Source organism: Mangrovibacter sp. MFB070 (assembly GCF_000705335.1).
GTDB classification, from domain to species: Bacteria; Pseudomonadota; Gammaproteobacteria; order Enterobacterales; family Enterobacteriaceae; genus Mangrovibacter; species Mangrovibacter plantisponsor.
The window spans coordinates 44,595-59,837 of sequence record NZ_JJMI01000034.1 but is presented as its reverse complement, the minus strand read 5'-3'; the positions used below and the strand labels follow the sequence as shown (position 1 = coordinate 59,837).

The window sequence follows — 15,243 nt, the reverse complement described above, 5'->3', positions numbered from 1 at the left end:
ACGCCACGAGAAGATGCCACCCAAAAAACACAGGAAATCAATTCATTGATTTTCGGCTACCAACCCAACGTTTACCTTCTTTTTTATCAATAAAAAAGGCCGCATTGCGGCCCTTTGTCATCAGTGTTCAGTGTTTACTGTCAGGCTTCAACCTGAGTTTCCTGCTCCGTGGCGGTGTTCGCCGCAGCGGCATCCAGTTCACCTTCATTTTTGGACAGCATTGCAGTGGCAATACCATTCCCTAATACGTTGATGGCGGAACGGCCCATATCAAGAAAATGGTCAATACCCATTAACAGCAAAATCCCCGCAACCGGGATATTAAAGCTGGGAATAGTCGCCGCCAGCACAACCAGTGCAGAACGGGGAACGCCGGCAATACCTTTGGAGGCCAGCATCAGTGTCAGCATCAGAACCACAATTTCTGAGAAAGTCAGATGAACATTGTAGGCCTGGGCAATAAACATGGATGCAAATGAGCAGTACACCATAGAACCGACCAGGTTAAATGAATAACCAATGGGCAGAACGAAAGACGCGATACTGCGTGAGCAACCAAAACGCGTCAGAACATCAAGAGTTTTGGGGTAAGCGGCTTCAGAACTACTGGTAGTGAAGGCAACCAGCACGGGTTCTTTCAGCATGCTCAGCAGCGTGAAGGTGGATTTTTTCAATACCATATAACCGACGCTCAGCAACACCAGGCAAGTCAGCAAGATGGCAACATAATAACCGCCAATAAAAGAAGCGTAGTTCAGCAGGATACCCAGCCCCTGAGTCGCCACCACACTGGAAATAGCAGCAAAAATTGCCAGAGGGGCAACCAGCATTACATAACCTGTGACCTTCAGCATAATGTGGGAAACCACATCCAGCGCGGCAACCAGTGGTGCGTTAAATTTTTCACCTAATGATGCGCCGGCAATCCCAAAGAACATTGAGAACACAACAATTTGCAGGATCTCGTTGTGGGACATGGCATCTGCGATACTGGTAGGAATGGAATGCGCAATAAAGTTTTTCAGGCTCATGCCACTGACCGCAAGGCCCGTTTCTACACTACCCGCGGGTACTGTCAGGTTAAGCCCGCGACCAGGGTGTTCCAGTGAAACCACAAGCAACCCAACCAGAATGGAGAGCACAGATGAGGAGATAAACCACACCATTGCTTTGCTTCCCACCCGGCTGATGGTAGAGGTTTCCCCCATACGCATGATGCCCACAGTTAATGTGCTGAACACTAACGGTGCGATCACCATTTTTATCAGCCGCAGAAAAATGTCGGTAAACAGAGTGATATTGGTTGCCCAGGCGGTAATGCTGTCATTTGAAGCGTATTCATGAACTGCCGCACCACACAGGATGCCCGCAATCATAAACAGGACAATAAACATTGTCAGTTTGTTACTACTTGCCACGAAATTTACCCCATCATATTTAACAATAATACAACATGCTGACATTTTGCTGTTTTTATAATCAATCATGCTGCTTCAGTGATATAAATTGAAGTATAAGGCTTACTTATACAACATATTTTTACGTTTTGTTCTTTTTGTAAGCAGGAGGCGAAAATTCTCTGTAACGCAGGGGCTGAGAGGGAGTAATTCCTGGATAAGTAATCTCAACTAAGCCTTTGTCCGTACACACTGAACGCGTATTTTTCCCTGTTCCCTAACGTAAAGTTCCCGCCACCATTGCCGATAACCCCCTTAACAAGAATGTAAAAGGGTGTTTGCTTTATGTTTAACCGGATGCGTATTGTCACTTTGCTGATGGCTGTTTTGGGCGTGTTTGCCTGCCTGCAGTTCATCTCCGGTGGCTTTTTCTTTTCTGCTTTAAAAAATAACCAGGACGATTTCGCAACATATCGGGCATTACGCCAGCAGCAATCTGAACTCAGCCAGGCGTGGGTGTTAATGCTACAAACACGTATTAACCTGAGCCGTTCGTCTGCACGCATGATGATGGATCCCAATAATCAGCAAAGCAGTGCCAAAAACGCCTTGCTGGAAAGTGCCAAACAAGCGTTAACCCAGGTGGAAGCGCACTACGCAGCATTTAAAAATGTTGGCAGCATTGCTCCTGATGTGGATAACGCGGTAGCAGGCGTGGATGAGACATATCGCCAGTATCATCAGGCACTGGCTGAACTGGTGGATGATTTACAGAATGGGCGTATGGATGCCTATTTCGCGCAACCCACCCAGGGTTTCCAGAATGCCATGGAAAAAGCATACCGCCACTACATTGATGAAAATGACCGCCTGTACCAGAGCGCATGGGAGCAGGGGCAGTCGAGTTACTTATTTGCCAAATGGCAAATGGTGGCCCTGGCGGTATTGCTGATCGCTGTGATTGTCCTGGTGTGGTTCGGTATTCGCCGAATCTTGTTACAACCACTCAGCCAGGTTATCGAACATATCCGCGAAATTGCTCAGGGAAATCTGACCACCAAAATTGTTGTGGCGGGCCGTAATGAGATAACCCAACTGACGGATACAGTCCGGCATATGCAAACAGAACTGATTGGCACAGTCACAACAGTACGCCATGGGTCTGATGCCATTTATGCCGGTACATCTGAAATTGCTGCGGGTAATACAGATTTGTCTTCTCGCACAGAGCAGCAGGCGTCTGCGCTTGAAGAGACTGCCGCCAGTATGGAAGAACTGACAGCGACAGTTAAACAAAACGCGGAGAATGCCCGCCAGGCATCGCAACTGGCTCTCAACGCGTCAGAGACGGCGCAGAAGGGCGGCAAGGTAGTGGCAAACGTCGTGTCGACCATGCAGGACATTTCCACCAGTTCACGCAAGATTGCCGATATCACCAGTGTGATTGATGGCATCGCGTTCCAGACCAATATTCTGGCGTTGAACGCGGCAGTTGAAGCGGCAAGAGCGGGTGAGCAGGGCCGCGGTTTTGCAGTGGTTGCCGGGGAAGTTCGCAATCTGGCACAACGTAGTGCTCAGGCAGCTAAAGAGATTAAGTCGCTGATTGATGACTCTGTTTCACGTGTTGATACCGGTTCGGTACTGGTTGAAAGCGCGGGTGAAACAATGGGCGAAATCGTCAGTGCGGTCACGCGAGTCACTGACATTATGGGCGAAATTGCCTCTGCGTCAGATGAACAAAGCCGTGGCATCGACCAGGTTGCTCTGGCGGTATCAGAGATGGACCGGGTGACGCAACAGAACGCGTCACTGGTACAGGAATCGGCAGCGGCGGCCGGTGCGCTCGAAGAGCAGGCGAGTGTGTTGGCTCAGGCGGTGGCGGCATTTCGCCTCGCAGCCAGCACAATCACCAATAAAAGCACCCAAAGTATTGCCAGCAAGTCAGTCGTTGCGGCCGGGAAGGCAGCGGCATTATTACCACAAAAGCAAGAACATAGTGTCAACAATGAAAACTGGGAAACTTTTTGATCGATTAATTAGCGTTTAATACCGGCGCTTTTCGCCGGATAAGGGAGAGTGGATGTTAAGTAATATTCGTATATCGACCACGCTTTTTTTGATTTTGATTCTCTGTGGCGTGTTACAGATTGGCAGTAATGGTTTGTCATTTTGGGCGTTTCGTGGGGATTACCAGAATTTTACGACGGTTGAAAATAACAACCGACAACGCGACTCCCTTGCGCAAACCCGGGCAGCATTGCTGCAGGCCAGTTCAGAATTAGGTAAAGCAGGCACACTAACGGCGTTGAGTTATCCGCCAGAAGATATCAAAGGCCTGATGGTGTCAGCTCGTGAACAGTTAAAAAAAGCTGACACCTTGTTTACAGGGTTCCTGGCTGTGAAGTCTGCTGGCGATATCGCCGGTCTGACAAAACAGACCAAAGAGAGCTATGTCACCTGGCGTGATGCTCTGGCACACCAGGCAACCTGGCTTGAGAATAACCAGTTGTCAGATTTTTTGACCGCGCCAGTAGGTGAAGCTCAGGCTTCGTTTGATAAACAATTTATGGCCTGGCAGCAGGAGATTAACAAAAACCTCTCTGCCACACAGGCCGCAGGATTAAAAAACTACCACTTGTCTGCACTGGTATTTAGCTGCGTGACATTGTTGGCAGTGTTGTTGGTTGTTGGGGCATTGTACTGGTTGCGCAGCCAGTTAGTGACACCACTGGTTGTATTGCGTGGCCATTTTGATGCTATTGCCAGTGGTAAGTTGTGTGAAGACATTGCAACCGCAGGCCGTAATGAAATTGGGCAAATTTTCTCCAGCCTGGATGCCATGAGGCAGGCGTTGCGTAACACCATGAGCCAGGTGGTTTCTGGCAGCCAGAATATGCGTGGTGCCATTGGTGATATGGCCGCAGGGAATAATGATTTGTCGTCACGTACTGAGCAGCAGGCTTCTGCACTGGCGCAAACGGCTGCGAGCATGGAGCAATTGACTGCGACGGTCGGGCAAAACGCGGACAATGCCCGGCAGGCTTCCGGGCTGGCAAACCAGGCTGCAGAAACGGCGCGCCGTGGTGGAGATCAGGCAACCCATGTTGCCAAAACTATGCAGGATATTGCTGACAGCTCGCGCAAGATTGGCGATATCACCAGTGTGATTGATGGTATTGCGTTTCAGACAAACATTCTGGCGCTGAATGCCGCAGTTGAAGCAGCAAGAGCGGGTGAGCAAGGGCGGGGGTTCGCAGTTGTGGCGGGTGAAGTACGTAATCTGGCGCAACGCAGTGCTCAGGCGGCAAAAGAGATTAAGCTATTAATTGAAGAATCAGTGGCGCGAGTGCAGTACGGCTCCACTCTGGTGGATACAGCGGCGGGCACCATGACCGATATCGTTCACTCTGTGCAACAAGTGAATGACATCATGGGGGAAATCGCTTCTGCATCCGATGAACAACGGCGTGGTATTGAACAGGTGGCGCAGGCAGTCACCGAAATGGATAAAGTGACACAGCAAAACGCCGCGTTAGTGCAGAGCTCCTCATCGCTGACCAGTAGTCTGGGTCAGCAGGCGGAGAGCCTGGATACGCTGATGGCTGTGTTCCAACTGGCGGCTGTAGAACCGGAGCAACCGTCAGCAACCTTAGCACTCACTGTGGTGCCGGTTTCACCCTGATAATAATAGAAGAAGGCCCTATGACCTCACCTGTGCCGAAGGGGCAACCATCGCCCTTGATACAGATGGCTCAACGCCTGACGTTGTCAGATGCGCATTTTCGTCGTATATGCCAGCTTATTTATCAGCGGGCAGGCATCGTGCTGGCGGAACACAAACGTGACATGGTTTATAACCGCCTGGTTCGGCGCCTGCGTGATTTGGGCCTTGATGATTTCGGCCGGTACCTGGGGATGCTTGAGGCAGACCAGAACACCTCCGAATGGCAGGCGTTTATTAACTCGCTCACCACGAACCTGACTGCATTTTTCCGCGAAGGGCACCACTTCCCGATACTGGCGGATCATGCGAAAAAACGCACCGGTGAATACCGAATTTGGTGTGCTGCGGCATCCACAGGTGAGGAACCCTATTCTATTGCCATTACACTTGCTGATGTGCTGGGCCAGACCCCAGGGCGCTGGAAAGTGTTTGCCAGTGATATTGATACCGAAGTGTTGCAAAAAGCGCGTAAAGGCATCTACCGCCTGGACGAACTCAAGACACTGTCACCACAGCAGTTACAGCGCTATTTCATGCGTGGTACTGGCCCACATCAAGGGCTGGTGAGGGTACGCCAGGAACTGGCGAATTATATTGAGTTTAATGTTGTGAACCTGCTGGATAAGCAATACCAGGTTCCGGGGCCATTTGATGCCATATTCTGCCGTAATGTAATGATTTATTTCGATAAAAACACACAGCAGGATATTTTGCATCGCTTTGTACCACTGTTAAAACCACAAGGACTGTTGTTTGCCGGACATTCTGAAAACTTCAGTAACATCAGCCGGGAGTTTTGGCTGCGTGGTCAGACTGTATATGGGCTAAGTAAGGATAAAGTATGACGAAAATCAAAGTACTGTCAGTAGATGATTCTGCGCTTATGCGCCAAATCATGACAGAGATAATCAACCGTCATAGTGATATGGAAATGGTTGCAACGGCACCCGATCCTTTAGTCGCCCGCGATTTGATTAAAAAATTCAATCCGGACGTACTGACACTGGACGTCGAAATGCCACGCATGGATGGCCTTGATTTCCTGGAAAAATTAATGCGGCTGCGGCCGATGCCAGTAGTGATGGTCTCATCTCTGACCAGCAGAGGCTCTGAGGTGACGCTGCGGGCATTAGAACTGGGCGCGGTAGATTTTGTCACTAAGCCGCAACTGGGTATTCGTGAAGGCATGCTGGCATACAGCGAAATGATTGCCGACAAAATTCGTACTGCGGCGCGTGCAAAGTTATCTGCCCGTTCGCCAACTGCAGCACCGCCTGCTGTATTGAAATCGGGGCCGTTACTCAGTTCAGAAAAATTACTGGTGATCGGGGCCTCTACCGGGGGCACAGAGGCCATTCGCCATGTGCTGCAACCACTGCCACTGACCAGCCCGGCTGTACTGATAACACAGCATATGCCACCCGGTTTTACCCGTTCTTTCGCGGAGCGGCTGAATAAGATTTGCCAGATTAGTGTGAAAGAAGCAGAAGACGGAGAGCGGGTTCTGCCGGGGCATGCGTATATCGCACCGGGCGACAAACATATGGAGCTCTCCAGAAGTGGTGCTAACTACCAGATTCGACTTCATGACGGCCCGCCTGTAAACCGTCATCGCCCGTCAGTGGACGTATTATTCCACTCGGTGGCGAAATATGCTGGACGTAATGCTGTGGGAGTTATCCTGACAGGCATGGGGAATGATGGTGCAGCAGGGATGCTGGCAATGAACCAGGCTGGTGCCTGGACCATTGCACAGAATGAAGCAAGTTGTGTGGTGTTCGGCATGCCGCGTGAGGCCATCAATTCTGGTGGTGTCAGCGAAGTGGTCGATTTAAGCCAAATCAGCCAGCAGATGCTGGCAAAAATCAGTGCCGGACAGGCAATACGCATTTAATTGAGGAGTTCAGAGTTTATGGCCGATAAAGATCTTAGATTTCTTGTCGTGGATGACTTTTCCACCATGCGTCGAATTGTGCGCAACTTGCTGAAAGAGCTTGGCTTTAACAACGTTGAAGAAGCTGAAGACGGTGTTGACGCACTGAATAAACTGCAGGCAGGTGGATTTGGTTTTGTCATCTCTGACTGGAACATGCCGAATATGGATGGACTGGAGTTGCTGAAAACTATCCGTGCTGATGCGGGAATGGCAAACATGCCCGTATTGATGGTAACGGCAGAAGCGAAAAAGGAAAATATTATTGCTGCAGCCCAGGCAGGGGCAAGTGGCTATGTTGTGAAACCCTTTACAGCAGCCACTCTGGAAGAAAAACTGAGCAAGATCTTCGAAAAACTGGGTATGTAAGGAGGAGATGATGACATCTTCAAATGACCAACAAGCAACGGACATCATCTCCCGGATAGGTAGCCTGACACGTATGTTGCGTGACAGCCTGCGAGAACTGGGGCTGGATCAGGCCATTGCTGAGGCTGCAGAAGCTATTCCAGATGCGCGTGATCGCCTCGACTATGTCGTCACTATGACGGCCCAGGCGGCTGAACGTGCGTTAAACTGTGTTGAAGCATCACAGCCTCACCAAATGCAGATGGAGTCTGAAGCCAAAGATTTGACCAAACGCTGGGATGCATGGTTCGAAAATCCCATTGAACTTGGCGATGCAAAAGAGCTGGTTACTGATACACGTAAGTTTTTGTCTGATGTACCTGAGCATACCGGGTTCACCAATGCGCAATTGCTTGAAATCATGATGGCCCAGGACTTCCAGGACCTGACTGGGCAGGTGATTAAGCGCATGATGGATGTGGTACAGGAGATTGAACGCCAGTTGCTGATGGTATTGCTGGAAAACATGCCAGAACCTGCTGCCCGTAAGAAGCGTGAAAATGAAGGCCTGCTCAATGGCCCTCAAATGGATGCGACTGCGGCAGGTGTGGTTGCCAGCCAGGACCAGGTGGACGATCTGCTGGACAGCTTAGGCTTTTAACAGACCGGTCTCTCTGGTAGCAGAGGGGCCATCTGGCAACACTGGCCCGGCCTGTGCCGGGCGCTATATTCACACTCACCATGCTGAGGCCTTTCTGGCAACAGTGAATCCACCTGTCTGAATCGTCAAAACAAACCCTATTTTAACGCGCTACTTACAGGATTAGCTGTGCGTGCCTCTGTCATGATGCAATGGTCATTATGTTCATAGAGGTTTCCCTGTGGCTGAAGATAGCGACCAGGAAAAAACAGAGGCCCCCACACCCCACCGACTCCAGAAAGCGCGCGAAGAGGGGCAAATCCCCCGTTCCCGTGAACTGACCTCGGTGTTGATGGTGCTCGCTGGCATGAGCATCATTTGGTTAGGTGGTGTCCCTCTGGCGCACCAGTTAGGCGGGATGCTGTCTGACGGGCTGCGTTTTGACCACCGCATGATCAATGACCCCGCAGCACTGGTACGCCAGGTTGGCCGGCTACTCGAAACCGCTATGTGGGCAATTTTGCCATTGATTGGTGGCCTGATTGTGGTGGCGATCGCCGCCCCCATGTTTCTCGGCGGCCTGGTCTTCAGTGGTAAATCTTTGGAATTCAAATTCAGCAAGCTCAATCCGATAAGCGGTTTTGGGCGGATGTTTTCGATGCAGGCGCTGTCAGAACTGGCGAAAGCAATGCTGAAAGTCGGCTGTGTTGCCATCGTTACCGGGGTTTACCTGTGGCACAACTGGCCGGAAATGCTCCATTTAATTAGTGAGTCACCGGTTAATGCCATGGCGACGGCAATGAATATGGTCGCAACCTGCTGCCTGTTGGTTATTCTCGGGCTTATTCCAATGGTTGGGTTCGATATTTTCTTCCAGTTATACAGCTACTTTAAAAAGCTGCGTATGACCCGCCAGGATATTCGTGATGAATTTAAACAGCAGGAAGGTGACCCGCACGTAAAAAGCCGTATTCGCCAGCAACAGCGGGCCATGGCCCGGCGGCGCATGATGGCGGATGTTCCAAAAGCAGACGTTATCGTCACCAACCCGACCCACTATTCAGTTGCGCTGCAATACAACGAATCCACCATGAGTGCGCCCAAAGTGCTTGCCAAAGGCTCTGGCCTGGTTGCACTGCGTATTCGTGAAATCGGGGCTGAAAACCGTATTCCGGTGCTGGAAGCCCCACCACTGGCACGTGCGTTATACCGCCATGCCGAAATTGGGCAACAAATTCCGGGCCAGCTTTATGCTGCAGTGGCAGAAGTGCTGGCCTGGGTATGGCAGCTCCGTCGCTGGCGTCTGGCTGGCGGCGTTGCGCCGAAGAAACCTGACAACCTCCCTGTGCCAGCGTCACTGGACTTTTTGAACGAGAACGACACTGATGGCTAATTTGGTCGCAATGCTGCGTCTGCCCACAAATATGAAAGCCGGGCAATGGCAAATCCTCGCCGGGCCAGTACTTATCATGCTGATTTTGTCCATGATGGTACTGCCGTTGCCTGCGTTTGTGCTGGATTTACTGTTTACTTTTAACATTGCTCTGTCTGTGATGGTGTTGCTGGTGGCGATGTTTACCCAGCGGACTCTGGATTTTGCCGCATTCCCGACCATTCTGTTATTTACCACGTTGTTGCGCCTGGCGCTGAACGTGGCATCAACACGTATTATCCTGATGGAAGGTCACACGGGCGCGGCCGCAGCGGGTAAGGTTGTTGAAGCGTTTGGCCACTTCCTGGTCGGCGGTAATTTCGCGATTGGTATCGTGGTGTTTATCATTTTGGTGATCATCAACTTTATGGTTATCACCAAAGGTGCAGGACGTATTGCAGAAGTGGGGGCACGCTTTGTTCTGGATGGTATGCCAGGTAAACAAATGGCAATCGATGCCGACCTCAATGCCGGGTTAATTGGTGAAGATGAAGCCAAGCGCCGCCGTTCTGAAGTTACTCAGGAAGCCGACTTTTACGGTTCAATGGACGGTGCCAGTAAATTTGTGCGTGGCGATGCGGTTGCCGGCCTGCTTATCATGGCTATCAACATTATTGGTGGTTTGCTGGTTGGTGTGGTTCAGCATGGCATGCCGGTTGGCAATGCAGCAGAAAGTTATACCCTGTTGACCATCGGTGATGGTCTGGTTGCTCAAATTCCGTCTCTGGTAATCTCAACTGCCGCAGGTGTTATTGTTACCCGGGTAAGCACCGACCAGGATGTTGGCGAACAAATGGTGACCCAACTGTTTGCCAACCCACGCGTTATGCTGTTGTGTGCCGGGGTTCTTGGCTTGCTGGGCATGGTTCCTGGGATGCCTAACTTCGTCTTCCTGTTATTTACCGCAGCTTTGTTAGGGCTTGCCTGGTGGATGCGTGGCCGCCAAATGGCGGAGCCGCAAACACCGCAACCGGTAGTAGTACCAGAAAACCCCCAGGCGGTGGAAGCATCATGGCGTGATGTTCAACTGGAAGACACTCTGGGGATGGAAGTGGGCTACCGCCTGATACCCATGGTGGATTCACAGCAGGATGGCGAATTGCTCGGGCGTATTCGCAGCATCCGTAAAAAATTCGCACAAGAAATGGGCTTTTTGCCACCTGTGGTTCATATCCGTGACAACATGGATTTACCTCCTGCCCGTTACCGTATTTTGCTGAAAGGGGTGGAGATCGGCAACGGCGATGCCTACCCGGGGCGCTGGCTTGCCATTAACCCAGGAACAGCGGCGGGCAACCTGCCTGGTGAGAAAACCATTGACCCGGCATTTGGGCTGGAAGCTGTCTGGATTGAAAGTGCGCTTAAAGAGCAGGCGCAAATTCAGGGCTTTACCGTGGTGGAAGCCAGTACCGTAGTTGCCACCCACCTGAATCACCTGATAAACCTCTATGCGCCAGAATTGTTCGGCCGCCAGGAAGCGCAACAGTTACTTGACCGCGTCAACCAGGAAATGCCGAAGCTGACAGAAGACCTGGTGCCTGGTGTGGTAACGCTGACAACACTGCACAAAGTGTTGCAAAACTTGCTGGCAGAAAAAGTACCTATCCGCGACATGCGTACCATCCTGGAAACACTGGCAGAGCATGCGCCGATTCAAACTGATCCTGCAGAACTGACTACCGTACTGCGTGTGGCTCTGGGGCGCGCAATCACTCAGCAATGGTTCCCGGGAACCGACGAAGTGAAGGTTATAGGCCTTGATGCCGGGCTTGAGCGGTTGTTACTCCAGGCACTACAGGGTGGCGGCGGTCTGGAACCGGGCCTGGCTGACCGGTTGCTGGAGCAATCCAGTGAGGCGCTGCAACGCCAGGAAATGCTCGGCGCACCACCGGTTCTGTTGGTTAACCACGCCTTGCGGCCACTGCTGGCTCGCTTCCTGCGCCGCAGTCTGCCGGACCTGGTTGTGTTGTCGAACCTTGAGTTGTCAGACAACCGCCAGATCCGCATGACCGCAACTATTGGGGGCAAATGATGCAAGTGCGTGGTGCACTGATGGCTGTAGTGTGTCTCCCGCTGCTGGCTCAGGCCGCGGGAGAAAGCACCTGGCAGGCAGAGGCTATGGGGGCGGCATTAAGCCACCGGGGCGTGGTGGCTTCATCAAAACCGCTGGCTCCACCGCACAAAGTCAGTGGGGTGATTACCCAGGTATACTGGCGCTACAGCCTGTTTTCGCTGCCACCAGACCGGCTGGAAGTAAAACTCTGTACCCAGACTCAGTGCGTTATTGTTGACGGGCAGCAAGGGGTGACAAGCGCTTTTGCCGGCCAGCCTGCTAACCAGCCGTTTCACTTTGTGTGGGGCGTTTATGGCCGTGGGAGTCTCTACCCGGTCATGCGTGTGCGCGCCAACCAGGTGATAGTCAACTACCGCTGATTTTCTGCTGTTATCCCTCCGTTTTTGCTGGTGGATCTCATTTTAACCATCCCGGTTTGAATAAAAAGAAACATAATTTTATAAAAAGAGTGATGAAGGTGACGTCACTCTTTTTCTCACTGTCACGGGATTAACTTTGCTGGCAAAAATCGCAAGGTTGGCTCAGGGAATATTCGGTAGCGTTACCTTCAGTAACCGGGTGCCAGGTTTTGTCGGCACAGGTTGATATGGAATTCACACATCTGAGGTCGCATATGAAAGTCTACCCTGTAAAACACAGCCCATTGTTACGCCAGCCAGAACGCTTTATTGATCGCACAACATTGTGCCAGCTCATCAATAAAGTGACGGACAACCTGGTCAATATCCACGATGAAACGGGTGAGTTTTTACTGCGGCTGGATGATGGCCGGGTGATTGACACCAAAGGCTGGGCTGGCTGGGAATGGACGCACGGTGTGGGGCTTTATGGTATCTGGCAGTATTACCAACAGACCGGTGATACCCGGATGCGCGATATCATTGATAACTGGTTTGCTGACCGTTTCACAGAAGGCGCGACAACGAAAAACGTCAATACCATGGCGCCGTTTCTCACCCTGGCATTGCGTTACCAGGAAAATGGCGACAGCCGTTTGTTACCCTGGCTGGAAACCTGGGGAGAGTGGGCAATGCATGAAATGCCGCGCACCCAAAAAGGGGGCATGCAGCACATTACGCTGGCGGAAGAAAACCATCAGCAAATGTGGGATGACACACTAATGATGACGGTGCTGCCGCTGGCGAAAATTGGCCAGTTGTTGCATAAACCAGAATGGGTGAATGAAGCGGTTTACCAGTTTATGGTTCACACCCAGTATTTACAGGATAAAACGACAGGGCTGTGGTTCCATGGCTGGAGCTTTGAAGGGAACCATAACTTTGCCAATGCGCGTTGGGCGCGGGGCAACAGCTGGCTGACCATGGTAATCCCTGATTTTCTTGAGTTGCTCGATTTACCAGAACATGACCCGGTGCGCCGCTGGCTTATCCAGGTACTGGAAAGCCAGGTGAAGGCTCTGGCAGACTGCCAGCATGATTCCGGGTTGTGGCATACCTTACTGGATGACCCACATTCCTACCTGGAGGCATCTGCATCAGCCGGGTTTGCCTACGGCATTTTAAAAGGCGTGCGAAAACGTTATTTAGCTGCTGAATACCTGCCAGTTGCTGAGCGCGCAGTCAAAGCAATTGTCGAAAATATCTCGCCAGAAGGGGAATTGTTGCAGGTGTCTTTTGGTACCGGGATGAGCAGCAGCCTGGATTTTTACCGTGATATTCCGCTTACTTCAATGCCTTATGGCCAGGCCATGGCGATTTTGTGCCTGACGGAATACCTGCGGCGTTATTTTTAACAACGGGTGGTTAAATACAGTGAGCGGGGCTTATGGCCCCGCTCACTGTTTCAGGTAAATGAAAAACTGCAGTATTACATCCGCTCTACAGTTTCAATACCCAGGGTATCCAGGCCGATTTTCAGCACTTTGGCTGTCAGGCGCGCTAACTGCAGGCGGCTGTCACGCACGGGTTGTTCTGCACTGAGAATAGGGCAGTGCTCATAAAATGCGGAGAACAACCCGGCAACATCATATAAGTAGGCGCACATAACATGTGGGGTGCCATCGCGAACCACTACAGCAAGCGTTTCTTCTAACTGCAACAGGCGGGCTGCCAGCACAGATTCGCGCTCGTTACCGATCACGACTGGTGCAGTAATTGACTGCTCATCAATTCCGGCTTTGCGGAAAACAGACAGCACACGAGTGTAGGCATACTGCATATAGGGTGCGGTATTGCCCTCAAACGCCAGCATGTTGTCCCAGTCAAAAACGTAGTCGGTGGTGCGGTTTTTAGACAGGTCAGCATATTTGACTGCGCCAATCCCTACTGCATTTGCCAGTGCGTTCAGTTCATCGGCAGGCATGTCCGGGTTTTTCTCACTGACCAGTTTACGGGCGCGCTCCAGTGCTTCGTCCAGCAGATCGGCAAGTTTAACTGTACCACCCGCACGGGTTTTAAACGGTTTGCCATCTTTGCCCAGCATCATGCCGAACATGTGGTGCTCCAGAGGTACCGATTCAGGTACATAACCGGCTTTACGCACAATGGTCCATGCCTGCATCAGGTGCTGGTGCTGGCGGGAATCAATATAGTAGAGCACACGGTCTGCATGCAGTGTTTCATAGCGGTATTTGGCACAGGCAATGTCAGTAGTGGTATACAGATAGCCGCCATCTTTCTTCTGAATAATAACGCCCATCGGTTCGCCTTCCTTGTTCTTGAACTCATCAAGGAACACGACAGTAGCGCCTTCACTTTCTACTGCAAGGCCTTTGGCTTTCAGATCAGCGACAATACCCGGTAGCATGGCGTTGTACAGGCTTTCACCCATCACGTCGTCGCGGGTTAATGTTACGTTCAGCCGGTCATAAGTGATTTGGTTCTGGGTCATGGTAATATCAACCAGCTTACGCCACATTTCCCGGCAGTATTCATCACCGCCTTGCAGCTTAACCACATACCCACGGGCACGTTCAGCGAAGGCTTCATCTTCGTCGTAATGTTTTTTGGCTTCGCGGTAGAACCCTTCCAGGTCGGCAAGTGCCATTTCACCGGCGTTTTCTTGCTGCTGTTTTTCCAGAAATGCAATCAGCATCCCGAACTGAGTACCCCAGTCGCCAACATGGTTGGCACGGATGACTTTGTGCCCAAGGAAGCTCAAAGTACGGGCGGCTGCATCACCAATGATGGTTGAGCGCAGGTGGCCAACGTGCATTTCTTTGGCAACGTTCGGGGCGGAGTAGTCAATGACGATGGTTTCAGGTGTTGCAATGGCGCTGACACCAGCACGCTCAGAAACCACTGCCTGCTCAACCTGGGCTGCCAGAAATACCGGGTCGAGAAAAATATTAATAAAGCCAGGCCCGGCAATTTCAACTTTGCTGGCAATTCCGGTTAAATCCAGGTTTTCGAGCACTTTCTCAGCCAACTGACGGGGAGGCATTCCCAGTTTTTTGGCCTGAGCCATCACACCGTTTGCCTGATAATCACCGAACTGAACTTTGGCAGACTGGCGAACCTGTGGTTCGCAATCTGTGCTTGCGCCTGCTGCAATCAGTGCCTGACTGACTTTATCTGAAAGAAGTGCCTGAATATTCACCTGAATACCTTTTTTAGCTGCGCGATTCCCTGACAGGAAGCGTGTACATACAGAAATAAGGGCGCGATTATACTGCATTTGTCCGAAGGCGTCAGTAAGCGAGCCGCCATTCCCTGGTGTGCCTGCCTCTGGGGGCA

At 51.4% G+C, this 15,243-nt stretch carries 12 protein-coding genes; 10 read left to right on the top strand and 2 right to left on the bottom strand.

What is annotated here, in order from left to right:
* Positions 1 to 140 precede the first annotated feature (140 nt).
* Positions 141 to 1,418, bottom strand: coding sequence for a dicarboxylate/amino acid:cation symporter (locus tag DT73_RS16585; protein WP_036112002.1), 1,278 nt, complete (start codon positions 1,416 to 1,418; stop codon positions 141 to 143).
* Between the two features lie 324 nt (positions 1,419 to 1,742).
* Here DT73_RS16585 and DT73_RS16580 point away from each other — a divergent pair, with 324 nt between their 5' ends.
* From DT73_RS16580 to DT73_RS16535, 10 genes are all read left to right on the top strand, one after another.
* Entirely contained in the window at positions 1,743 to 3,425 is a 1,683-nt protein-coding gene (locus tag DT73_RS16580; RefSeq protein WP_036111812.1) for a methyl-accepting chemotaxis protein, read from the top strand.
* Positions 3,426 to 3,477: 52 nt separating this feature from the next.
* The gene (locus tag DT73_RS16575; RefSeq protein ID WP_036111809.1) at positions 3,478 to 5,079 is read left to right on the top strand and encodes a methyl-accepting chemotaxis protein; all 1,602 of its coding nucleotides are present in this window, start codon (positions 3,478 to 3,480) and stop codon (positions 5,077 to 5,079) included.
* Between the two features lie 20 nt (positions 5,080 to 5,099).
* Positions 5,100 to 5,966, top strand: a complete 867-nt coding sequence (gene cheR / locus DT73_RS16570) for a protein-glutamate O-methyltransferase CheR (protein WP_036111805.1) — start codon at positions 5,100 to 5,102, stop codon at positions 5,964 to 5,966.
* The gene (locus tag DT73_RS16565; RefSeq protein ID WP_036111802.1) at positions 5,963 to 7,015 is read left to right on the top strand and encodes a chemotaxis response regulator protein-glutamate methylesterase; all 1,053 of its coding nucleotides are present in this window, start codon (positions 5,963 to 5,965) and stop codon (positions 7,013 to 7,015) included. Before cheR ends, DT73_RS16565 begins: the two co-directional genes overlap by 4 nt.
* Positions 7,016 to 7,033: 18 nt before the next feature.
* Complete coding sequence (cheY, locus tag DT73_RS16560) at positions 7,034 to 7,423, top strand: chemotaxis response regulator CheY (protein WP_036111798.1); 390 nt, start codon at positions 7,034 to 7,036, stop codon at positions 7,421 to 7,423.
* A gap of 7 nt (positions 7,424 to 7,430) precedes the next feature.
* Positions 7,431 to 8,063, top strand: a complete 633-nt coding sequence (gene cheZ, locus DT73_RS16555) for a protein phosphatase CheZ (RefSeq protein WP_369792632.1) — start codon at positions 7,431 to 7,433, stop codon at positions 8,061 to 8,063.
* A gap of 220 nt (positions 8,064 to 8,283) precedes the next feature.
* On the top strand, positions 8,284 to 9,435 hold the full coding sequence (gene flhB, locus DT73_RS16550) for a flagellar biosynthesis protein FlhB (protein WP_036111793.1): 1,152 nt from the start codon (positions 8,284 to 8,286) through the stop codon (positions 9,433 to 9,435).
* On the top strand, positions 9,428 to 11,506 hold the full coding sequence (gene flhA, locus DT73_RS16545) for a flagellar biosynthesis protein FlhA (RefSeq protein WP_036111790.1): 2,079 nt from the start codon (positions 9,428 to 9,430) through the stop codon (positions 11,504 to 11,506). The genes flhB and flhA overlap by 8 nt, the downstream gene beginning before the upstream one ends.
* Positions 11,503 to 11,907 carry a flagellar protein FlhE gene (locus DT73_RS16540; protein ID WP_072006984.1) on the top strand — a complete coding sequence of 135 codons (405 nt, stop codon included), beginning with the start codon at positions 11,503 to 11,505 and terminating at the stop codon, positions 11,905 to 11,907. Before flhA ends, DT73_RS16540 begins: the two co-directional genes overlap by 4 nt.
* Before the next feature lie 254 nt (positions 11,908 to 12,161).
* Positions 12,162 to 13,301 (top strand): glycoside hydrolase family 105 protein, encoded by a 1,140-nt coding sequence (locus tag DT73_RS16535; RefSeq protein WP_036111785.1) that lies wholly within the window; start codon positions 12,162 to 12,164, stop codon positions 13,299 to 13,301.
* A gap of 74 nt (positions 13,302 to 13,375) precedes the next feature.
* Here DT73_RS16535 and argS read toward each other — a convergent pair whose 3' ends face one another.
* Complete coding sequence (gene argS, locus DT73_RS16530; protein ID WP_036111999.1) at positions 13,376 to 15,106, bottom strand: arginine--tRNA ligase; 1,731 nt, start codon at positions 15,104 to 15,106, stop codon at positions 13,376 to 13,378.
* Positions 15,107 to 15,243 lie beyond the last annotated feature (137 nt).

Bases quoted from the DNA above. Each gene is read 5' to 3' on its own strand.
- DT73_RS16580 (WP_036111812.1), top strand. From the start codon at position 1,743: ATGTTTAACCGGATGCGTATTGTCACTTTGCTGATGGCTGTTTTGGGC.
- DT73_RS16575 (WP_036111809.1), top strand. From the start codon at position 3,478: ATGTTAAGTAATATTCGTATATCGACCACGCTTTTTTTGATTTTGATT.
- cheR (WP_036111805.1), top strand. From the start codon at position 5,100: ATGACCTCACCTGTGCCGAAGGGGCAACCATCGCCCTTGATACAGATG.
- DT73_RS16565 (WP_036111802.1), top strand. From the start codon at position 5,963: ATGACGAAAATCAAAGTACTGTCAGTAGATGATTCTGCGCTTATGCGC.
- cheY (WP_036111798.1), top strand. From the start codon at position 7,034: ATGGCCGATAAAGATCTTAGATTTCTTGTCGTGGATGACTTTTCCACC.
- cheZ (WP_369792632.1), top strand. From the start codon at position 7,431: ATGATGACATCTTCAAATGACCAACAAGCAACGGACATCATCTCCCGG.
- flhA (WP_036111790.1), top strand. From the start codon at position 9,428: ATGGCTAATTTGGTCGCAATGCTGCGTCTGCCCACAAATATGAAAGCC.
- DT73_RS16540 (WP_072006984.1), top strand. From the start codon at position 11,503: ATGATGCAAGTGCGTGGTGCACTGATGGCTGTAGTGTGTCTCCCGCTG.
- DT73_RS16535 (WP_036111785.1), top strand. From the start codon at position 12,162: ATGAAAGTCTACCCTGTAAAACACAGCCCATTGTTACGCCAGCCAGAA.